Below are 19891 nucleotides of genomic sequence, written 5' to 3'. Positions count from 1 at the left end.
GCGCTTAGCCGGGCTACGGGTTTACCGTCGTCTGCGGGCCGGTAGCCCGGGTCAGGCGCGTCAAGCGCCGCCTCCGGGAAGCAGCGCGCAATGCCACCTCCGCTTTTCTCCCGGCTCGCGCTGCGCTTAGCCGGGCTACGGGTTCAGCGCCGTCTGTGGGCCGGTAGCCCGGGTCAGGCGTTACGCCGCAACCCGGGATGGGCTCAAAGCTTACGCTACTCCTTCGCGATAGGCGTTTCGTTTTCCGCCACTTTGGTATCGCCCTGAATGGCCGCGATTTTCTTCTCCACGTCGGCAACCTGCTCGCTGCTGTGCAGCAGCGTATAGGTCAGATCAAACTGGGTGCTTGCCCCGGGCTGAAGCTGCTTAACGCGTTTTTGCTCGCGCTCGATGGTTACCGGATAGGCGTAGCTGGTACCCGGCTCAATACCGGTCACGTAACCCTGTTTCTCGGTATCGGTGTTTTTCCACAGCGTCAGCACCGGCAGCTGGCGGGTATCAAACTGAATCGATGCCCCTTTGTCGCCGGCTTTGTTGACCACGGCGGCCAGCGTTTGATGATTTTCGTCCGCCAGCGGCTGCATGTTAAACACCATTTCATCGAAACCTTTGGTTGGACCGGCGTAGGTTTGCCAGGTTTTTAAGCCGGCTTTGGCGTAGTCATTGAACGGGCTGATGCTGGCGATCGGCGCCATAAAGCGGGCCCCCTCTTCGAGGATCGGCTTGCCAAAGTTGCTGTGATAGATAATCTGATAGTCATGCGGATAGTCAGCATGGTTGGTTAAGACATCGTGCAGGCTGAAGCTGTTGCTGCCGGGTACATAGCGCAGCTCGGTCATGGTCTGCAGATCCGCTTTCTTAAACGTGCTCTCCTTCACCAGCCCGCGAACGCGAATTTCATACGGCGCGGTGTCCGCGACTTCCACTTCCACCTGTGAAGCCGGCGTGTTGCCGACTTTACCGTGCAGGGTATAAATCTGCCCGTCTGCGGTTACCGGGTGGCCGGTCCATTCATAGCCGCAGCGCACCATCATTTCATTGAAGCCTTCCAGCCAGCCCAGCCCGTTGCGGCTTTCGAGGTTAATAAAGGCCGGGTTGACCACCTCTTTTACCGGTGAGTCCCAGCCCATCCGTGAACCAAAACCTTCGATTTTCAGCAGATTCATGCCGCGAGTCGGGCTCAGGGTAATCGTCAGGCCGTCTTTGCTGTGGATCACGAGGATTTTGCTGCCTTCCTGTTTCCCGCCGTGAAGGACTTTTTGCTCAATGCTGAAGTTATGATCTTTTATCTTCAGCTGGTCGCTGGTTATCTGCCAGTTTCCTTTATCCATACCGCTTTCAGCGCTTGTCAGCACCCATGTTTTCGCGACTACAGGCCCAGAAACAAGCATAGCGATTGCTGTTAAAGCTAATGTTTTTTTCATTTTTTAACCCTTTTGCTGAATCGATTGTGTTGCTGATGCAGGGAATTTAGTTGTAAGTGGATTATGAAAATGTGAAGTGTCTCACCTGGTGAGAAAACGGCCGTTTTTATATTTTTAAATGAGATTTAAATCGCTTTTTTTAAGTAATTATAAAAGTTGTTGCTAAAAAAATGTGAGTCAAGATGATTTTAGCTTTAACGATTCAGCTATTACTGGCTACGGCTATGATGAAGCCTTTAGAAACGACAGGGCCGCCGGGCTTTAGTGGCCCAGGCGGCCCTGGTTGAAGCGGCTTTATCGTTTAAAAAAAACGCAGCGGGGAGGTTATCAAGCCCCGTAGAACGCTTTGGTATAGAGTCCTTTGACATCCTGAACGGACGGATAGTTAGGATTCGTTAATGTGCAGGGATCGTCAACGGCATGGTGACTCATTCTGTCGAGGACGTTCACAAAGGTGATTTCATTGATTTCAACTTCGCCGCACTGGCTTAGCGTTTTCGGCACGCCCAGACGTTGATTCAGCGCGTTGATCGCTTCAATCAGGTTTTTGATGCCTAACGCCGCTTCCAGCTGACGATATTTTTTGGTGAACTTCGCATTATATTGAATGATATAAGGCAGCATAATCGCGTTTGCCAGACCGTGGGTAATACCAAACTCGCCGCCAATCTTATGCGCCATTGAATGAACTAACCCCAGCGAGGCGTTGGTGAAGGCGATTCCCGCCAGCGCAGAAGCATTGTGCATATGCATGCGGGCGTTTAAATCATCAGGTGAGCGCCAGGCGATTTCCAGATACGTAAACACCAGCCGGATCGCTTCTACCGCATAGGGGTCAGTAAACGAGTTGGCCGCGGTGGACACATAGGCTTCAATGGCGTGGGTCAGAACGTCCATTCCGGTATGAACGGTAACGTGCGGCGGCATTTTTGCCGGAATGGTGGGGTCGAGAATGGCGATATCCGGTACCAGATCGGCGGCAACAATCGGGTATTTGATATGATTTGCCGTGTCGGTGATCACTGAAAATGCGGTGATCTCAGAGGCGCTGCCGCTGGTGGAAGGGATCGCCACAAATCGGGCTTTAGTGCGTAGCGCCGGCATGGAACCGACCGGAAGAATATCCTCGAACTTCAGCTGCGGATGCTCGTAGAAACACCACATCACTTTTGCGGCATCAAGCGCGGAGCCGCCGCCAATCGCCACTATCCAGTCCGGTTCAAAAGCCTGCATCGCTTTTGCGCCGCGCCAGACGGTTTTAATGGACGGATTGGGTTCGACATTATCGATAATAATGCACTCCATACCCGCTTTATTAAGTTCGCTGACGGCTTTATCCAGAAAGCCAAAACGCTTCATGGAACTTCCGCCAGTGACTAACGCGGCTTTTTTGCCGCTCAGCGTGGAAAGATGTTCTAAAGCATTTTCGCCATAAATAATACTGCGAGGAATTGAGAAGGCCTGGGTCATAGGAAACTCCATTTAATATTAAGGATTTTTTTAGTGTGCATTCGTCATTTACGATTCAGCGACACGTGCAGAGTAAAAAAATCGAATTAATGCTCCAGATATTGCCGAAGCAATATCTGGAGGGAGTTGACCGTCATACTTCGAGCGGCTGGTGCGTTGACTACAACTTGAATTATTTGGTGTATTAGCGGCGTTTAAATCGTACCGTCCCAGGAGTCGACTTTTTCGCGTTTCGCTTCCTCTTCATCAAACCAGCGCGAGGTCACGCATTTTGATTCGGTGTAGAAACGGACGCCGTCTTTGCCCAGGCAGTGCAGGTCGCCGAAGAAGGACTGCTTATGGCCTGAGAACGGGAATACGCCGACCGGCACCGGAATACCGACGTTGATACCGACCATGCCGCCGTGGGTGCGTTTCTGGAATTCGCGGGCGTAGTAGCCGCTTTGGGTGAAAATAACCGAGCCGTTGGCAAACGGGTTATTGTTCATAAGTTGCAGACCTTCTTCGAAGGTTTTGACCCGCTTAAAGCACAGCACCGGCCCGAAAATTTCCTGCGTGCCGACGCTCATCTCTTCGGTTACGCGATCCAGGATGGTTGGCCCGACGTAGAAGCCATTTTCCTGGCCCGGCACCTGAATAGCGCGACCATCGAGCACCAGCTTTGCCCCCTCCTCAATGCCTTTATTAATCCAGTTGATGACCGATTGCTTATGATCTTTAGAAATCACCGGACCCATATCGGTATCGCGCAGATAGCCGGGGCCGATTTTCAGCTGTTTGGCTTTCTCGGCGACGGCGGCAATCAGCTTATCAGCGATCTCTTCCTGCACCACGACAACCGGCAGCGCCATGCAGCGTTCGCCCGCGCAGCCAAACGCGGCGTTGATAATCCCCGCTGCGGTACGGTTAATTGGCGCATCGGCCAGCACCAGGGCATGGTTTTTCGCTTCGCACAGCGCCTGAACGCGCTTGCCGTGAGCGGCGGCTTTGGAGTAAACGTGCAGACCCACGGAGGTTGAGCCGACGAAGGAGACGCCGTTGACGTCCGGGTGGGTCAGCAAGATATCGGCTTCATTGCGTGAGCAGGTCACGACGTTAATCACCCCATCCGGCACTCCTGCTTCCTGATAGAGTTTGGTGATTTCCATACAGGTCATCGGCGTCATACTGGCCGCTTTAATCACCATGGTATTACCGGAGGCGACGCATAATGGCGCCATCCATCCCATCGGGATCATTGCCGGGAAGTTAAACGGCACAATACCGGCGAACACGCCAATTGGCTCACGATAAAGGTTGGTGTCGATCCCGGCAGAGGCGTCCATCAGGTTTTCACCGGCCATGAGAGTGGGAATCGAGCAGGCAAGCTCGGTACCTTCTTTCGCTTTTAATACATCGCCCTGGGCGTCGCCCCAGGCTTTACCGTTTTCTTTTGCCACCAGCTCGGTTAAGCGGTCCTGATGCTGGATTAATAATTCGCGAACGCGGAACATAATTTGCGAGCGTTTAATGGCCGGCGTATCTGACCACGCCGGAAAGGCTTTGCGCGCCGCGGCAACGGCATCCAGCACTTCTTGCTCGGTGCAGCAGGGGGCCTGAGCCATGACTTCCCCGGTACTTGGGTTATAGACGTCCATATAGCGTTCGGTCTGCGATACGCGCCATTGACCATCAACGAAATATTTCAGCCTTGGTACAGTAGTCATATTTTTCTCCATGATGATAGCTGTCGACTCTCTAAAATCTGGCTCCGGTCGGCGGCAAATAACCGACCGCCGGGTTAGCCCCTCTCGTGAAAAGTGAATTCCTGCTTCTTGCCGGACGATGGCCTCCGCTGGGCGATTCACCTGCGGCGGTGCGGATGATTTTGTCGACTTTCTGCTGAGGAAAGCCTGCAGACGCCAGGTTTTAATTAACAGAACTCACTGGCCAAAAATACGCGCACGCACCGTTTCGGTTCTTGTACTTTAATGAAATTTATTTTTCATTATTATGATATATGAAATATCAAAACCGTTTTGAGACGTGGATCAAAGATAAGCAAACTGCTGATAAAGTCAGCGCCCTAAAGGCAGGGTTGTATTGTTTTATTTAATAAAGTTAACGGGTTGTGTTGGTGGCATTGGCATTGGCATTGGCGTTGATGGCGAGGGGGGGTTGCCAGCCGGATTGCAATGGAACGGCTTTTTTGTGAAATAAAAGTTAAATATAAGCGCGAGCTGGAATGAAAATGAAAAATTAAAACCGATTTAAATGCAGGGAAAATTCGAATTGACCATTGTCCATGGCATTGCGTTCGAGGGAGTGGGTCGCCCGGATCGGGCAACAGCCGTAATCCGGGGGAGTCATACAGAATTAGCCTTCGCTTTCGGCCAGTTCGCGCAGGTACTGGAAGATAAGACGCGCGGACTTCGGCGGCTTGTTGCCTTCTTTCTCTTTTTTGGCGTTGCGGATCAGCGAACGCAGCTGCTGACGATCGGCATCTGGCCACAGGTTCAGCACTTCAGCCACGGCATCATCACCATTATCAATCAGACGATCGCGGATCTGCTCAAGCTTATGGAACAGCGCAACCTGCTGGTTGTGGCGGTTCTTCAGCTTGTCCAGCGCCTGACGAATCGGCTCGACGTCGCGGCTGCGCAGCATTTTACCAATCAGCTGCATCTGGCGGCGGCGGCCTTCTTTCTTGATACGCTGGGCGAGTTCAATCGCGTCGCGCAGGTCGGTATCCAGCGGGATTTTATCGAGCGCGTTTTTACCCAGCTCGACCATTTCCGCGCCAAGACGCTTCAGTTCTTCGGCATCACGCTTAATTTCACTTTTACTGACCCAGATAATTTCATCGTCTTCATCTTCGACGTCATCACCAGGGACGTCGTCGAGCCAGTCTTCGGGCTGCTTTGTCATCTCAGGCTCCTTAAAAAAGAGACTAATGTTACCAGTTAAGGCGCGCACTGAAAAACGGTTCTCTGTTAGACTTCAGTTAACTCCTTCTTACATTATGGCATTAGCGATGAAAGTCATCTCTCAAGTTGCACAACAGCGTAAGACGCTGGAAGAGGCCGTGACCACGGCGCTGGAACTGGCGGCAGGCAAATCCGACGGCGCGGAAGTCTCCGTCAGTAAAACTACCGGTATCGGCGTGAGCACCCGCTACGGCGAAGTGGAGAACGTAGAATTCAATAGCGACGGTGCTCTCGGCATCACCGTTTATCACCAGAATCGCAAAGGCAGCGCGTCTTCGACCGATCTCAGCCCGCAGGCTATTGCCCGCACGGTGCAGGCGGCGCTGGATATCGCCCGCTATACCTCGCCGGACCCGTGCGCGGGCGTGGCGGATAAAGAACTGCTGGCTTTTGAAGCCCCGGATCTTGACCTGTTCCATCCGGCGGAAGTTTCCCCGGATGAAGCCATCGAGCTGGCCTCCCGCGCTGAACAGGCGGCGCTAAAAGCCGATAAACGCATCAGCAATACTGAAGGCGGCAGCTTTAACAGCCACTACGGCATTAAAGTGTTCGGCAACAGCCACGGCATGCTGCAGAGCTACTGCTCTACCCGCCACTCGCTCTCCAGCTGCGTGATTGCCGAAGAGAATGGCGATATGGAGCGCGATTACGCTTACACCATCGGACGGGCGATAGACGACCTGCAGTCGCCGGAGTGGGTTGGCGAAGAGTGCGCCCGCCGCACCCTGTCGCGCCTGGCCCCGCGTAAGCTATCGACGATGAAAGCGCCGGTGATTTTCGCCAACGAAGTCGCTACCGGTCTGTTTGGCCATCTGGTCGGGGCGATCGCCGGCGGTTCGGTTTACCGTAAATCCACCTTCCTGCTTGATGCGCTGGGTAGCCAGATCCTGCCGGACTGGCTGACCATTGAAGAGCATCCTCACCTGCTGAAAGGTCTGGCTTCGACGCCGTTTGATAGCGAAGGCGTCCGTACGGAACGCCGGGATATCATTAAAGACGGCGTACTGACCCAGTGGCTGCTGACCAACTACTCGGCGCGTAAGCTGGGGCTGAAGAGCACCGGCCACGCCGGCGGTATTCACAACTGGCGGATCAACGGCCGCGGCCTGAGTTTTGCAAAGTTGCTTAAAGAGATGGGAACCGGCCTTGTCGTAACGGAACTGATGGGGCAGGGTGTAAGCGGCGTCACCGGCGACTACTCACGCGGCGCGTCCGGCTTCTGGGTAGAAAACGGCGAAATTCAGTATCCGGTCAGTGAGATAACCATTGCAGGAAATCTGAAAGATATGTGGCGTAATATCGTGACCATCGGCGACGATATCGAAACGCGCAGCAACATTCAGTGCGGTTCCGTACTGCTGCCGGAGATGAAGATCGCCGGGCAATAACACTTGTGTGCTTAATAATAAAAAAGGAAGTGAGCAATGCGTAAAAAACTGTTAGCGATGCTGGCCGTATCGGCTTTTGCGCTTGGTTCGGCATCGGCTTTCGCCGATCTGGGCGAAGACATGGATACCCTTGCTGAGAACCTGCAAGTGGTGCAGAAAACTTCAGATGCCGGCGAGCTGAAAGCGGCGCTGAATAAGATGCGCACAGCGGCGGCTGACGCCCAGAAAGAGACGCCGCCGAAGCTGGAAGGTAAAGCGGCGGACAGCGCGGAAATGAAAGACTATCGTCACGGTTTCGATGTGCTGATCGGCCAGATTGACGGCGCGCTGAAGCTGGCTGATGAAGGCAAAGTCAAAGAAGCCCAGGCCGCAGCGGAAGAGTTTAAAACCACCCGCAATACATACCATAAGAAGTACCGTTAATTTCTCTTTGTGGGGAGGCGTCAGCCGATGCCTCCCACATTCTGTTAATTCAAAACTCCATCACCGTCACATTTTTCGCTTTTCCTGCATGCCGGTTTTCGCCACCGTGACACCGATGATCTTGTGATGTTCATCACGAGAATTGGTTGGGGCGAATACATTCACAATAACTATGTGAAATAGATCACGCCTGCCTTCTTCCTTTCCACTTCGAAGTGGAAAACAACTCGCTACAAACTCTTTGCCCCCGGCATTAGTGTTATCCCCAGAGACATCAACGGGGTAATTCAAGTGAATAACGGAGCGGTAACACACGTCCCAGAGGAGCAGGCCACGCTAACCGAACAGCTGGCCGACAAGATGCTGCAGCAGGTTTTCGCACTATTAAGCCGCCGCAACATCGTCCCCAACGACGTTCAGGAGCAAATGCTGACTTCCCACGTTCGGGCGATGGCCCATCGGTCAATCAGCGGCGAGCCGCTGCCGGAAGTGGATGCCAGCCTGTTCGAAGAGATCTCAGAAGATTCAATGATGCTGGCCCGCGAAGTGGTCGCGCAGTTCGGCAATCTGCCAGATGAAGAAGCCTGGCTGCTGTCCGTCCACTTCGAAGTCGCGAAAGATAACCTGTAAGGAGCACACAAATGGAACAAATCACCGTTGTTATTGGCGATCGCCTGGGTAAAGGACAAAAAGTTGCCGCAGGTGCGGAAAAAGCCGGCGCTCGCGCCGTGGTCGTGCCGGGCGTTGCCGCGGATATGAAGCTGGGCGACATGATGAAGGCGGAAAACGCCACCTTCGGTATCTCTTTCTGCGGCAGCGGCGGCGCAGGGGCGATCACCGCGCAGAATAAGCACGGCTACAAGGCGAAATATGGCATGCGTTCCGTTGATGAAGGCGTCACCGCGATCAACGAAGGCTACAACGTACTGGGCTTCGGCTTTATGGATAAAGAAGAGCTGGGTGAACGCCTGGTTGAGGCCTGGAAGAAGAAGTACGGCGCGTGAGCATGAAAGAGCAATTCACCACCACGGTGAGCGTTACCGGCAAAGGCGAGAGCAAAACGCGCGCTTTTGCCGATGCCCTGAACCATGTCCAGGCGGCGGTGATGAAAACGTCGCCGCACATCTTACTGCGTATTGAACCACAGGACGTGGAGGTTGTTCATGCGCGTGAAGCGGTACGGAAAGAGGCCTTTTTATTCTTCTTTTTGCGCCGTGAGCGACGAACCTACAGCGTGGAGCTGAAGGTCACCGTCACCGTGACCGCCATTAATCTCGATAAAGTGGATTTCGTCACGCAAACCTGATTTTCACCAAAGGGTCAGACTATGTTCCTGATAATTTTAATAAAATCGCTTATCATCGGCGGCCTGGTTGGCGTCGGCGTAGGCGCCGGAGCGGCACGCATGTTTCATGCGCCCACCACGCAGGGGATGGGGGCGTTTCGTACCTTGGGCGAGCTGAATTCATGTGAAGGCGATCCGGCTTCCCACTTCTCATTTGGCCTGGGCTTCTTCTTCAACGCCTGGGCCTCTTCCGTCGCGGCAGGCTCCTTCACTCAGGACGTTGACCACCGCATTATCCCCAACTGGGGGGCGGCAGCGCTGATGATTAAAAACCGCAACGTCGGCGAGACGCTGCACGATCCGAAAAAAATGGCCATCGCCTGCGGCATTATCGGCATGATCGTGGTCGCTTTCCTCAACCTCACCGCCTCTTCTGTACCGGAAGCGCTGCAGGTGACGGCGGTTAAAGTGCTGGTTCCGGCGGCAAACCTGCTGGTGAATACGGTGATGCCGGTCATCTTCTGGCTGGCGGCGATTGATGCCGGTAAAAAATCGGGCTTCTGGGCGACGATTTTCGGCGGCGCGGCGCAGCTGATTATGGGTAACGCCGTTCCGGGCCTGGTGCTGGGCATCCTGATCGGCAAAGGCGTTGAAGAGAGCGGCTGGCACCGCGTCACCAAGGTGATGATGGTGGCGATCGTCGCGCTGTTCGTTCTGAGCGGCTTCTTCCGCGGTTTCGATATGAAGATGATTGAATCCTTCCATCTGACCGTGCCGAACTGGCTGGAACTGATCCACAACTCGCTCAGCGGTAAATAACAGGAGCCTCTCATGGAACAAAATAAAGGTTTTTGGTATGCCGACTGGTCGTTCCCGATCTTTGTTGGCCTGCTCTCCGCCGGCGTCTTTGCCGGGACGCATATGTACTACCTCTACGGCATCGGCGCGTTTAACGAAGTCGCCTTCGTGGCGATGCTGAAAGCGGGAATTGATACCGGGGCCTACGGCGCGGTAGCGGCGTTCGGCGCCAGCTTCCTGTTCGCGCGTATTATCGAAGGCTCGCTGGTGGGGATTCTGGATATCGGCGGGGCGATTCAGACCGGCGTCGGCTTAGGCGTTCCGGCGCTGCTGCTCGGCGCGGGCTTTGTTTTCCCGGTCGCCAACTTTGCCGCCTCGCTGGTCACCGGCCTGGTGCTGGGCCTCGCGATTGGCTACATCATTATCCTGGCGCGTAAATTCACCATCAACCAGAGCGATTCCACCTACGGTGCGGACGTCATGATGGGGGCCGGTAACGCCTCAGGCCGTTTCCTCGGACCGTTGATTATCCTCAGCGCCATGACCGCTTCTATTCCTATCGGCATCGGTTCCCTGGCGGGCGCGCTGCTGTTCTACATCTGGCAGAAGCCTATCACCGGCGGCGCGATCCTTGGCGCCATGCTTCTTGGGTCAATCTTCCCGGTGGCGATTAGTTAAGTCCTGCGGGCGCCTCGGCGCCCGCGTTAACAGGAGAGAGACATGTTTGATTTACTCCTGCGCCGTGCGCGCCTCGTCGACGATACCCTGACCGATATCGCCATCCGGGACGGTAAAATCGCGGCGCTTGGCGAGATTAGCGCGCCTGCGCGCAAAACCCTTGAGCTGGACGGTCGTTATTACGTCAGCGCAGGCTGGATTGACTCTCACGTTCACTGCTATCCGAACTCGCCGATTTACCATGATGAGCCGGACAGCGTGGGGGTTGCTACCGGCGTGACCACCGTGATTGACGCGGGCAGCACCGGCGCGGACGACGTGGATGATTTCTACCAGCTGACCCGCAAAGCCGCGACCGAAGTTTACGCCCTGCTTAACATTTCCCGTGTCGGGCTGATTGCCCAGAATGAACTGGCCAATATGGCGAATATCGACGCGGAGGCGGTGAAGCAGGCGGTCAACCGCTACCCGAACTTTATCGTTGGCCTGAAGGCGCGGATGAGCAGCAGCGTGGTGGGGGAAAACGGCATTATGCCGCTGGCGCGCGCAAAGGCGATTCAGCAGGAAAACGGCGGCCTGCCGCTGATGGTGCATATCGGCAACAATCCGCCCGACCTGGATGAGATCGCCGACCTGCTGACCTCCGGCGACATCATTACCCACTGCTACAACGGTAAACCCAATCGTATCCTGACGCCGTCCGGCGAGCTGAAAAGCTCGATTTCCCGCGCGCTACAGCGCGGCGTGCGCCTTGATATCGGCCACGGCACCGCCAGCTTCAGCTTCGAGGTGGCGCGGCGGGCGATTGCTATGGGCATTCTGCCGCACACCATCAGCTCCGATATTTACTGCCGCAACCGTATCGACGGCCCGGTGCGCTCGCTGGCGCTGGTGATGTCGAAATTCCTCGCCATTGGCATGTCGCTGCCGCAGGTCATTGACTGCGTGACCGCCAACGCCGCTGAAGGCCTGCGTCTTAGCCACAAAGGGCGGCTGGAAGTGGGTTACGACGCCGACCTGACGCTGTTTACCCTCGCGCAGACGCCAACGGTGCTGGTGGATGCGGAAAAAGAGAGCCTTCAGACCGACAAGATTCTGCTGCCGCTTGCCGCCGTTCGCGCGGGCAAGGGCTATCTGACCGAACAAGGGAGCGCGGAAAATGCCTTCGATTTTTGAGAAATATGATTTAAAACAGGTGATTAATACCTCCGGTCGTATGACCATTCTCGGCGTCTCCACGCCGCGGCCGGAAGTGGTGGACGCCGCGATGGCGGGGATGAACCAGTACTTCGAGATGAAAGATCTGGTCAATAAAACCGGCGCGTATATTGCGAAACTGCTGGACGTGGAAGGGGCGACCGTCGTCTCCTGCGCCTCGGCGGGCATCGCCCAGTCGGTGGCGGCGGTGCTGGTAAAAGACAGCGACTGGCTGCTGGAAAACCTGCACGTGACGCCGATTGAAAACAACGAAATCGTGCTGCCTAAGGGTCATAACGTCAATTTTGGCGCGCCGGTGGGCACCATGGTGGCGCTGGGCGGCGGTAGGCTGGTGGAAGCGGGCTACGCCAATGAATGTTCCGCCGGGCAGCTGGCGGCGGCCATTACCCCGCGCACCGCGGCCATTCTGTACATCAAATCCCACCACTGCGTGCAGAAAAGCATGCTCAACGTGGCGCAGGCGGCAGCGGTGGCGCAGAGCCATAATCTGCCGCTGATTGTCGACGCGGCGGCGGAGGAAGACCTCCAGGCCTACTATCGCGCCGGCGCGGATCTGGTGATTTATAGCGGCGCGAAGGCGATCGAAGGGCCGACCAGCGGGCTGGTGATTGGCAAAACCCAATACGTTGAGTGGGTCAAACGCCAGTCGAACGGCATTGGCCGGGCGATGAAGGTGGGCAAAGAGGGGATCCTCGGCCTGACCTGCGCCATTGAGCACTATCTGACGGCGCGCAAAGAGAGCGGTGAAGAGATGGTGGCGAAGATGACGCCGTTTATTCAGCAGCTCAATACGCTCGATGGCGTCACCGCGCGCGTGGTCTGGGACAGCGCCGGCCGCGATATCGCGCGGGCGGAGATCAAGTTTGATGAAGCGGTGACCGGCGTCGATACCGGCGATCTGGTCAATGCGCTGAAGCAGGGCGAATACGCCATCTACTTCCGTGGCTATAAAGCAAATGAAGGCATTATTGAAGCCGATGTCCGCAGCGTGAACGCGCAGCAGCTGGAGATTGTCTCCCGTCGCATCGCTGAAGTTTTGAACAAGGAGAAAAACGCATGAAACTGACCCCTAATTTTTATCGTGACCGCGTTTGCCTGAACGTGCTGGCGGGGAGCAAAGAGAACGCCAGCGAGATTTATGAGGCGGCGGAAGGTCATGTACTGGTGGGCGTGCTCTCCAAAAATTACCCGGACGTCGCCAGCGCGGTTGCCGATATGCGTGAATACGCGCAGCGGATTGATAACGCGCTCTCCGTGGGATTGGGCGCGGGCGACCCGAACCAGTCGGCGATGGTCAGCGAAATTTCGCGTCAGGTGCAGCCGCAGCACGTCAACCAGGTATTTACCGGCGTGGCGACCAGCCGCGCGCTGCTGGGGCAGAACGAAACCGTGGTTAACGGCCTGGTGTCGCCAACCGGTACGCCGGGAATGGTGAAGATCTCCACCGGCCCGCTCAGCAGCGGCGCACCGGACGGCATCGTACCGCTGGAAACCGCGATTGCGCTGCTGAAAGATATGGGCGGCAGTTCGATTAAATATTTCCCGATGGGCGGGCTGAAGCATCGCGATGAGTTTATTGCGGTGGCCGAGGCCTGCGCCCGTCATGATTTCTGGCTGGAGCCCACCGGCGGGATCGATCTGGAAAACTACGGCGAGATCCTGCAGATCGCGCTGGACGCAGGGGTAAGTAAAATTATCCCGCATATCTACAGTTCGATTATTGATAAAGCCAGCGGTCACACCCGCCCGGCGGACGTGCGTCAGCTGCTTTCGATCACCAAACAGTTAGTAAAATAGCGCCGATTATCCCTCACCCGGCCCTCTCCCCAACGGGGAGAGGGTTAGGGCGAAGGGAAACCGTCACCGAACCATCAAGGAGTCACCATGCCAACCGCTCGTCACCTGCTTGTTGCTTCACTCTCTCTGCTCGCCGCCGGCGCCGCTGCGCAAACCCAGTACGCCTGGGTCGGCACCTACAACCCCAATGGCGAAGGGCTGTATCGCTTTACCGTCGATAGCCAGACCGGGGCGCTGCGCGATAAAACGCTGGTCGGGACGCTGCCTGACCTGGCCCAGCTTACCGTCTCGGCGGATGGCAAAACCCTGTACGGCGCCAGCGAAGTGGAAAAGGGAGTGGTGCAGGCGTGGCGCATCGGCAGCAACGGTGAACTGAGCGAGCTGAATCAGGTCGCTTCCGGCGGCGCCGGGCCGGTTTATCTCTCCCTGACCCCCGATGGACGTCATCTGCTGGTGGCAAACTACGTCAGCGGTAGTATCGCCGTGCTGCCGGTGAAAGAAGATGGTAACCTGGGCGAGGCGGTGGATGTACGTCAGGATCAAGGGCCTGCGGGCGCGGAACGCCCGGCGGCAGCCGTCGAAGGCAGTTTTGCCATTAGCGATCATAACGGCCCCCACGCCCATATGATCGCCGCCGATCCCAGCGGTAAGTTCGTTTACTCCACCGACCTCGGGCTGGATCGGATCTATCAGTACCGGCTGGATAACGCCACCGGGAAGCTAACGCCGAACGATCCGCCGTTTATCGCTGCCTCATCTCCCGGCGCCGGACCGCGCCACTTTGTGTTTACGCCGCAGGGCGACGGACTATGGTTGATTAACGAAGAGGCGTCGACGCTCACTTTTTATCATCTCGATAAGCAAAGCGGCCTGCTGCGCGAGGGGAAAACGGTCTCGGCGCTGCCTGCAGAGTATAAGGGCACCAGCTTTGCTGCCGGCCTGGTCCTGAGCCGCGATGGCAAGCAGCTGTACGTCGCCAACCGACTGCATAACAGTATCGCCCACTTTACGGTGCTGGCTGACGGCAGCCTGAGCCACCAGGACGATATCTGGACCCGAGGCGACTATCCGCGCACGCTGACGCTGGACAGTCAGGGGCAGTGGCTGTACGTCATGAACCAGCGTAGCGACAACATCACCCGCTTTCGCGTCGCGCCGAAGGATGGCAGGCTGACGTTCTCTCCGGACTACACTCCGGTTGGCAGCCCGTCGCAGATGGTGATATCCGCTCAACCCTGAGCCGTAAGAAAAAGGAACTGACATGCGATTTCCCCATCAACGTTTAGCGCAGCTGTTTACTCTGTTGCAAAACGAAACGCTGCCGCAGGAGGAGCTGGCGCAGCGGCTGTCGGTTTCTACTCGCACGGTACGCGCGGATATCACCGCGCTGAACGCGCTGCTGCTGCACTACGGCGCGCAGTTTATCCTCACCCGCGGCAGCGGCTATCAGCTGGTGATTCACGATCCGACGCGCTATCAGACGCTGGAAGAGAGCGCGCCGAAAGCGCAGCACATCCCGCGAACCGCGGCGGATCGCATCCACTTTTTGCTGGTGCGCTTTTTAACTTCCGCGTTTTCTATCAAGCTGGAGGATCTGGCCGATGCGTGGTTCGTCAGCCGCGCCACCTTACAGGGCGATATGGTTGACGTACGCGAGCGTTTTCAACGTTATCAGCTCACCCTCGAGACCCGGCCGCGCCACGGCATGAAGCTGTTCGGCAGCGAGGTCTCCATTCGCGCCTGCCTGACCGATCTGCTGTGGGAGCTGAGCCAGCCGGGGCCGCTGAACCCGCTTATTGGCGAAGAGGCGTTTGACGCCAGCGTACCGACGCTGCTGGCCGGCGTACTGCAGGAGACGTTAACCCGCCATCACGTGCGGCTGACGGACGCCGGAGAGCGCTTTATCTGCCTGTACGGCGCGGTTGCCGTGCGCCGCGTGAGCGAAGGGTATCCGCTGGCCGATTTTAGCGCCGAAGATGTGGCGCAAAACGTACGCGACGCCGCACGCGAGCTGGCAAACACGATGCAGCAGCTGGCGGGCAAACTGCTTGCTCCGGCGGAAGAGGAGTGGCTGTGCGTCCACCTTGCCGCCCGCCAGGTGCAGGACGTCGATCCGGGCACCATCAGCGCCGACGACGACGAAGCGCTGGTGAACTACATCCTGCGCTATATCAATCAGCAATATAACTACAATCTGCTGGACGATGCCCAGCTGCATGCGGATTTACTGACTCATATTAAGACCATGATCACCCGCGTGCGCTACCAGATAATGATCCCCAACCCGCTTCTGGAAAATATCAAACAGCACTACCCCATGGCGTGGGACATGACCCTGGCGGCGGTATCGAGCTGGGGGAAATATACTCCCTACGCCATCAGCGAAAACGAGATCGGCTTTCTGGTGCTGCATATCGGCGTCGGGCTGGAGCGCCATTACAATATCGGCTATCAGCGTCAGCCGCAGGTGCTGCTGGTCTGCGATACCAGCAACGCGATGGTGCGGATGATTGAAGCCATTCTTCAGCGTAAGTATCCGCAGCTGGAAATTGCCGCCACCCTTTCGCAACGCGAATATGAACAGCGGGAAGAGATCGCGGAAGATTTTGTCATTTCCACCGTGCGCATCAGCGAGAAAGAGAAGCCGGTGGTCACCATTGCGCCGTTTCCTACCGACTACCAGCTCGACCAAATCGGCAAGCTGGTGCTGGTGGACCGCACGCGTCCCTGGATGCTGAATAAGTATTTTGATGAGGCCCACTTCCAGGTGATAGATACCCCGATGGATCAGCAGGCGCTGTTTGCCACGCTGTGCCAGCAGCTGCAACAGGAGGGGTTTGTCGGAGCGGAGTTTCATGGGTCGGTGGTGGAGCGTGAGGCTATCGTCAGCACCATGCTCGGCGACGGGATCGCGCTGCCTCACGCCCTCGGCCTGCTGGCGAAAAAGACCGTGGTCTATACGGTCATCGCCCCGCACGGTATCGCCTGGGGCGATGAAACCGCGCATATCATCTTCCTGCTCGCCATCAGTAAAAGCGAGTATGAAGAGGCGATGGCGATCTACGATATTTTCGTCACCTTCCTGCGCGAACGCGCTATGACCCGCCTTGCCGCCACCCGCAGTTTTGCTGAGTTTAAAACGGTGGCCATGGAGTGCGTCAGCCGGTTTTGAGATGCGCAGCCAGAGTTCGAGCCGCGCGCGCTTCGGGATACCGACGGGTATATCAGGTTCGGGATGAGGTGGTGAGGGTTTATGTTATTGCTGTGGGAAAACGAGAGAAATTAGCCGTCTATCGGAACGTCCATAAACGGCTGTAGCGGGAGGCTATCTCAGGTGATGTACAACCTGGTTGCTGCTGCCGCGCCAGATCAGCGCCGGGTCTTTTAAGTCCTGCACAAATTTGCCATCAACCAGCACGTTGATGAGATCCACCACCTGCATCTGCGCGGCGTTAAGTTCGGAAAGCCTGTAGCCGGTCCACACCCAGATATCTTTGCCGGGGCACTCGGCGCGAACGCGCTGCACCAGCTTAAGGATCTCCGGGACGTTCTGCGGGTGCAGCGGGTCGCCGCCGGAAAGCGTGATCCCCTGGCGCTTAACGCGGGTATCGTTGAGGTCAGCAATAATGCGGTCGGCTATCTCGGCGGTGAACGGCATGCCGGAGTTTAGCCGCCAGGTGCTCTTGTTATAGCAGCCGGGGCACTCGTGAACGCAGCCGGAAACGAACAGGGTGCAGCGAGTGCCCGGACCGTTAACAATATCTACCGGGTAATATTGATGGTAATTCATTTTTCGCTTCTCAATTAACGCCATAGCCGCGTTGGCTGCGCTCGCTCACCCCAGTCACGTACTTAATGTACGCTCCCGGGGATTCCCTCGTTTGCCGCCTTGCTCTGACGCGAATTGCTTTGCGAAAACGGAGGGGCTTTGCATTTGTAAAGGGAACAGCTCCCGGCGTCGCTGCGCTCGGCCGGGCTACGAAGAGCCGCATACGCGGTTGTAGCCCGGATAAGGCGCTTTGCGCCGCGATCCGGGAACGGCTCGAGTGGCCGGCCGGTCCCCTCTCCCGGCAGGGGAGAGGATTAGGGGAGGGGCTAAACCACCTGGAATTAACCGATCTGCCCGTTGCCCAGGTGCTTAACCCGGCGCTTCACTTCTTCCTGCTTGCCGGCGTTGAACGGACGGGCGTCCGGGCTCCCGAGATAGCCGCACACGCGGCGGGTTACCGACACGCGGGAGGCATCGTGGTTACCGCATTTCGGGCAGGTGAAGCCTTTGCTGGTGCATTCGAACTCACCGGTAAAGCCGCACTCGTAGCATTCGTCGATCGGCGTATTGGTACCGTAATAGGGCACGTGCTGATAGCTGTAATCCCACACGTCTTCCAGCGCTCTCAGGTTGTGCTGAATATTCGGGTACTCGCCGTAGCAAATAAAGCCCCCGTTAGCCAGCGGCGGATAAGGCGCTTCAAAATCGATTTTATCGTACGGGTTTACCTTCTTCTCTACGTCAAGGTGGAAGCTGTTGGTGTAATACCCTTTATCGGTTACGCCTTCGATCACGCCGAACTCAGCGGTATCCAGACGGCAGAAGCGGTCGCAGAGGTTTTCGCTCGGCGTGCTGTACAGGCTAAAGCCGTAGCCCGTCTCGTCTTTCCACTGGTCTACCGCTTCGCGCAGGCGCTGAACGATGGCGACGCCTTTCTCACGCAGCGCTTCGCTATCGTACATATGCTTGTTGCCGAACAGCGCGTTGATGGTTTCATGAATGCCGATATAGCCCAGCGAAATCGACGCGCGGCCGTTTTTGAAAATCTCAGAGACGTCGTCGTCCGCTTTCAGACGCACGCCGCAGGCGCCTTCCATATACAGAATCGGCGCCACGCGAGCCTTCACCCCTTCCAGGCGGGCGATGCGGGTCATCAGCGCTTTACGCGCCAGCTGCAGGCGTTCGTCGAGAAGTTTCCAGAACTCAGTCTCGTCGCCACGGGCTTCCAGCGCGATGCGCGGCAGGTTGAGGCTGATAACGCCGAGGTTGTTGCGGCCATCGTGCACCTGTTCGCCGTCCTCGTTTTCCCACACGCCGAGGAAGCTGCGGCAGCCCATCGGGGTTTTGAACGAGCCGGTCACCTTCACGACCTGATCGTAGTTGAGGATATCCGGATACATGCGCTTGCTCGCGCACTCCAGCGCCAGCTGTTTAATATCGTAGTTCGCATCGCCAAACTTGTGGTTCAGGCCGTCGCGAATGGCGAAGACCAGCTTCGGGAATACCGCCGTTTTACGGTTTTTACCGAGTCCCGCAATGCGGTTGCGCAGAATGGACTGCTGAATCAGACGCGATTCCCAACTGGTGCCGAGGCCGAAACCGAAGGTCACGAACGGCGTTTGACCGTTGGCGGTATGCAGGGTGTTCACTTCATATTCCAGCGACTGGAAGGCGTCGTAGCACTCTTTCTCGGTGCGGGAACGGGCGTAGCCTTCGGCGTCGGGGATGTGCCACTCTTCGGCAATTTTACGGTGCTTATTGAAGCTTTCGGTAACAAACGGCGCCAGTACTTCATCGATGCGGTTGATGGTCGTACCGCCATAAATATGGCTGGCGACCTGAGCGATAATCTGCGCCGTTACCGCGGTAGCGGTAGAGATCGACTTCGGCGGCTCAATCTCGGCGTTGCCCATTTTAAATCCCTGGGTCAGCATGCCTTTAAGATCGATCAGCATACAGTTGAACATCGGGAAGAACGGGGAGTAGTCGAGATCGTGATAGTGGATCACGCCGCGCTCGTGGGCCATGACCACGTCATGCGGCAGCAGGTGCTGGCGCGCGTAGTGCTTGGCGACGATGCCCGCCAGCAGATCGCGCTGGGTAGGGATGACTTTACTGTCTTTGTTGGCGTTCTCGTTGAGTAACGCCGAGTTGGTCTGCTCAACCAGGCCGCGAATTTCCTGGTTCAGACGACCGCGCTTTTCACGTTGGCTATCGCGGTCGTGGCGATATTCAATGTAGGCGCGCGCCAGCTGCTTGTAGGGACCGGACATCAGCTGGTTCTCAACGGCGGTCTGGATCTCGCTGATATCCACCTGGGCGCGGCCCTGCATTTGCTGGCTAACGACTTCTGCGACGGTGGCGCAATAGTCTGCGTCATCGACTCCCGCTGCTTTAGCTGCACGTAGAATTGCTTCATTAATGCGCTCTGACTTGAACGGCACTTTACAGCCATCGCGTTTCATCACATGCGGTGTCATGATCACTCCATAATTTTTTACAGAACAGGTTATCCACAGAGGCGGAAGGTCAACCGAAGTCCCGGGGCGCTGTAGCTGCCGCCGTTTCCCTCCGATCCCGGCCCTTTTTATCCACATCCCATCACCGCCTGAGTACGATGGGTGTGGTGACATAATAGACTATTAATACAATATGTGGGGCCGGGACGCATTTTA

18 protein-coding genes and 1 pseudogene are annotated in these 19891 nt (G+C 56.6%); 13 read left to right on the top strand and 6 right to left on the bottom strand.

Annotated features, from left to right (window positions below; genetic code table 11):
• Positions 1-215: 215 nt before the first annotated feature.
• The 4 genes from ACESQ2_RS22835 to yjgA form a co-directional block, all read right to left on the bottom strand.
• Entirely contained in the window at positions 216-1424 is a 1209-nt protein-coding gene (locus ACESQ2_RS22835; protein ID WP_046878183.1) for an aldose 1-epimerase family protein, read from the bottom strand.
• 327 nt (positions 1425-1751) lie between these two features.
• Positions 1752-2894: an iron-containing alcohol dehydrogenase gene (locus ACESQ2_RS22830; protein WP_224260361.1), complete on the bottom strand. Its 1143-nt coding sequence runs from the start codon at positions 2892-2894 to the stop codon at positions 1752-1754.
• Positions 2895-3088: 194 nt separating this feature from the next.
• On the bottom strand, positions 3089-4600 hold the full coding sequence (locus tag ACESQ2_RS22825; protein ID WP_049079517.1) for a CoA-acylating methylmalonate-semialdehyde dehydrogenase: 1512 nt from the start codon (positions 4598-4600) through the stop codon (positions 3089-3091).
• A 649-nt stretch (positions 4601-5249) separates the two neighbouring features.
• Positions 5250-5801 (bottom strand): ribosome biogenesis factor YjgA, encoded by a 552-nt coding sequence (gene yjgA, locus ACESQ2_RS22820; RefSeq protein ID WP_004098062.1) that lies wholly within the window; start codon positions 5799-5801, stop codon positions 5250-5252.
• 94 nt (positions 5802-5895) lie between these two features.
• On the opposite strand from yjgA, the gene pmbA reads away from it, so the two are divergent.
• From pmbA to ACESQ2_RS22755, 13 genes and pseudogenes are all read left to right on the top strand, one after another.
• Positions 5896-7248, top strand: a complete 1353-nt coding sequence (pmbA, locus tag ACESQ2_RS22815; RefSeq protein ID WP_004098067.1) for a metalloprotease PmbA — start codon at positions 5896-5898, stop codon at positions 7246-7248.
• A 36-nt stretch (positions 7249-7284) separates the two neighbouring features.
• Positions 7285-7671: a cytochrome b562 gene (gene cybC / locus ACESQ2_RS22810; protein WP_032695164.1), complete on the top strand. Its 387-nt coding sequence runs from the start codon at positions 7285-7287 to the stop codon at positions 7669-7671.
• A 291-nt stretch (positions 7672-7962) separates the two neighbouring features.
• Positions 7963-8301, top strand: coding sequence for a PRD domain-containing protein (locus ACESQ2_RS22805; RefSeq protein ID WP_004098070.1), 339 nt, complete (start codon positions 7963-7965; stop codon positions 8299-8301).
• Between the two features lie 11 nt (positions 8302-8312).
• Positions 8313-8675: an SFCGS family glycine-rich protein gene (locus tag ACESQ2_RS22800; RefSeq protein WP_004098072.1), complete on the top strand. Its 363-nt coding sequence runs from the start codon at positions 8313-8315 to the stop codon at positions 8673-8675.
• A gap of 2 nt (positions 8676-8677) precedes the next feature.
• On the top strand, positions 8678-8977 hold the full coding sequence (locus tag ACESQ2_RS22795; RefSeq protein ID WP_004098073.1) for a DUF4312 family protein: 300 nt from the start codon (positions 8678-8680) through the stop codon (positions 8975-8977).
• Between the two features lie 21 nt (positions 8978-8998).
• Positions 8999-9775 (top strand): DUF4311 domain-containing protein, encoded by a 777-nt coding sequence (locus tag ACESQ2_RS22790; protein WP_004098075.1) that lies wholly within the window; start codon positions 8999-9001, stop codon positions 9773-9775.
• A gap of 12 nt (positions 9776-9787) precedes the next feature.
• Positions 9788-10432, top strand: a complete 645-nt coding sequence (locus tag ACESQ2_RS22785) for a DUF4310 family protein (protein ID WP_004098076.1) — start codon at positions 9788-9790, stop codon at positions 10430-10432.
• A gap of 42 nt (positions 10433-10474) precedes the next feature.
• Positions 10475-11608, top strand: coding sequence for an amidohydrolase/deacetylase family metallohydrolase (locus ACESQ2_RS22780; protein ID WP_373171338.1), 1134 nt, complete (start codon positions 10475-10477; stop codon positions 11606-11608).
• On the top strand, positions 11592-12710 hold the full coding sequence (locus ACESQ2_RS22775) for a DgaE family pyridoxal phosphate-dependent ammonia lyase (RefSeq protein ID WP_014227652.1): 1119 nt from the start codon (positions 11592-11594) through the stop codon (positions 12708-12710). Before ACESQ2_RS22780 ends, ACESQ2_RS22775 begins: the two co-directional genes overlap by 17 nt.
• On the top strand, positions 12707-13447 hold the full coding sequence (locus tag ACESQ2_RS22770) for a KDGP aldolase family protein (RefSeq protein WP_014227653.1): 741 nt from the start codon (positions 12707-12709) through the stop codon (positions 13445-13447). Before ACESQ2_RS22775 ends, ACESQ2_RS22770 begins: the two co-directional genes overlap by 4 nt.
• Before the next feature lie 87 nt (positions 13448-13534).
• Positions 13535-14686, top strand: coding sequence for a lactonase family protein (locus ACESQ2_RS22765; protein ID WP_046878187.1), 1152 nt, complete (start codon positions 13535-13537; stop codon positions 14684-14686).
• 22 nt (positions 14687-14708) lie between these two features.
• The gene (locus ACESQ2_RS22760; protein WP_046878188.1) at positions 14709-16619 is read left to right on the top strand and encodes a transcription antiterminator; all 1911 of its coding nucleotides are present in this window, start codon (positions 14709-14711) and stop codon (positions 16617-16619) included.
• 26 nt (positions 16620-16645) lie between these two features.
• Positions 16646-16765, top strand: a pseudogene (locus ACESQ2_RS22755) (type II toxin-antitoxin system mRNA interferase toxin, RelE/StbE family); the annotation flags it as partial.
• 7 nt (positions 16766-16772) lie between these two features.
• Here ACESQ2_RS22755 and nrdG read toward each other — a convergent pair.
• Together nrdG and nrdD are read right to left on the bottom strand one after the other, a co-directional pair.
• Positions 16773-17237, bottom strand: coding sequence for an anaerobic ribonucleoside-triphosphate reductase-activating protein (nrdG, locus tag ACESQ2_RS22750; protein ID WP_046878219.1), 465 nt, complete (start codon positions 17235-17237; stop codon positions 16773-16775).
• Between the two features lie 320 nt (positions 17238-17557).
• On the bottom strand, positions 17558-19696 hold the full coding sequence (gene nrdD / locus ACESQ2_RS22745) for an anaerobic ribonucleoside-triphosphate reductase (protein ID WP_032695170.1): 2139 nt from the start codon (positions 19694-19696) through the stop codon (positions 17558-17560).
• Between the last annotated feature and the right edge of the window lie 195 nt (positions 19697-19891).

This window comes from Klebsiella sp. Q11 (assembly GCF_964241505.1).
Taxonomy (GTDB): domain Bacteria; phylum Pseudomonadota; class Gammaproteobacteria; order Enterobacterales; family Enterobacteriaceae; genus Klebsiella; species Klebsiella michiganensis.
Note: the sequence above shows the minus strand (reverse complement) of the source record. Positions and strands in the feature narration are given on the sequence as shown.

Excerpts from the sequence above, each read along its gene's own strand:
- ACESQ2_RS22800 (WP_004098072.1), top strand. The coding sequence starts at position 8,313 with ATGGAACAAATCACCGTTGTTATTGGCGATCGCCTGGGTAAAGGACAA.
- ACESQ2_RS22765 (WP_046878187.1), top strand. The coding sequence starts at position 13,535 with ATGCCAACCGCTCGTCACCTGCTTGTTGCTTCACTCTCTCTGCTCGCC.
- ACESQ2_RS22760 (WP_046878188.1), top strand. The coding sequence starts at position 14,709 with ATGCGATTTCCCCATCAACGTTTAGCGCAGCTGTTTACTCTGTTGCAA.
- ACESQ2_RS22835 (WP_046878183.1), bottom strand. The coding sequence starts at position 1,424 with ATGAAAAAAACATTAGCTTTAACAGCAATCGCTATGCTTGTTTCTGGG.
- ACESQ2_RS22775 (WP_014227652.1), top strand. The coding sequence starts at position 11,592 with ATGCCTTCGATTTTTGAGAAATATGATTTAAAACAGGTGATTAATACC.
- ACESQ2_RS22825 (WP_049079517.1), bottom strand. The coding sequence starts at position 4,600 with ATGACTACTGTACCAAGGCTGAAATATTTCGTTGATGGTCAATGGCGC.
- ACESQ2_RS22780 (WP_373171338.1), top strand. The coding sequence starts at position 10,475 with ATGTTTGATTTACTCCTGCGCCGTGCGCGCCTCGTCGACGATACCCTG.
- yjgA (WP_004098062.1), bottom strand. The coding sequence starts at position 5,801 with ATGACAAAGCAGCCCGAAGACTGGCTCGACGACGTCCCTGGTGATGAC.
- ACESQ2_RS22795 (WP_004098073.1), top strand. The coding sequence starts at position 8,678 with ATGAAAGAGCAATTCACCACCACGGTGAGCGTTACCGGCAAAGGCGAG.
- ACESQ2_RS22830 (WP_224260361.1), bottom strand. The coding sequence starts at position 2,894 with ATGACCCAGGCCTTCTCAATTCCTCGCAGTATTATTTATGGCGAAAAT.
- nrdG (WP_046878219.1), bottom strand. The coding sequence starts at position 17,237 with ATGAATTACCATCAATATTACCCGGTAGATATTGTTAACGGTCCGGGC.
- cybC (WP_032695164.1), top strand. The coding sequence starts at position 7,285 with ATGCGTAAAAAACTGTTAGCGATGCTGGCCGTATCGGCTTTTGCGCTT.
- ACESQ2_RS22790 (WP_004098075.1), top strand. The coding sequence starts at position 8,999 with ATGTTCCTGATAATTTTAATAAAATCGCTTATCATCGGCGGCCTGGTT.
- ACESQ2_RS22785 (WP_004098076.1), top strand. The coding sequence starts at position 9,788 with ATGGAACAAAATAAAGGTTTTTGGTATGCCGACTGGTCGTTCCCGATC.
- pmbA (WP_004098067.1), top strand. The coding sequence starts at position 5,896 with ATGGCATTAGCGATGAAAGTCATCTCTCAAGTTGCACAACAGCGTAAG.
- nrdD (WP_032695170.1), bottom strand. The coding sequence starts at position 19,696 with ATGACACCGCATGTGATGAAACGCGATGGCTGTAAAGTGCCGTTCAAG.
- ACESQ2_RS22770 (WP_014227653.1), top strand. The coding sequence starts at position 12,707 with ATGAAACTGACCCCTAATTTTTATCGTGACCGCGTTTGCCTGAACGTG.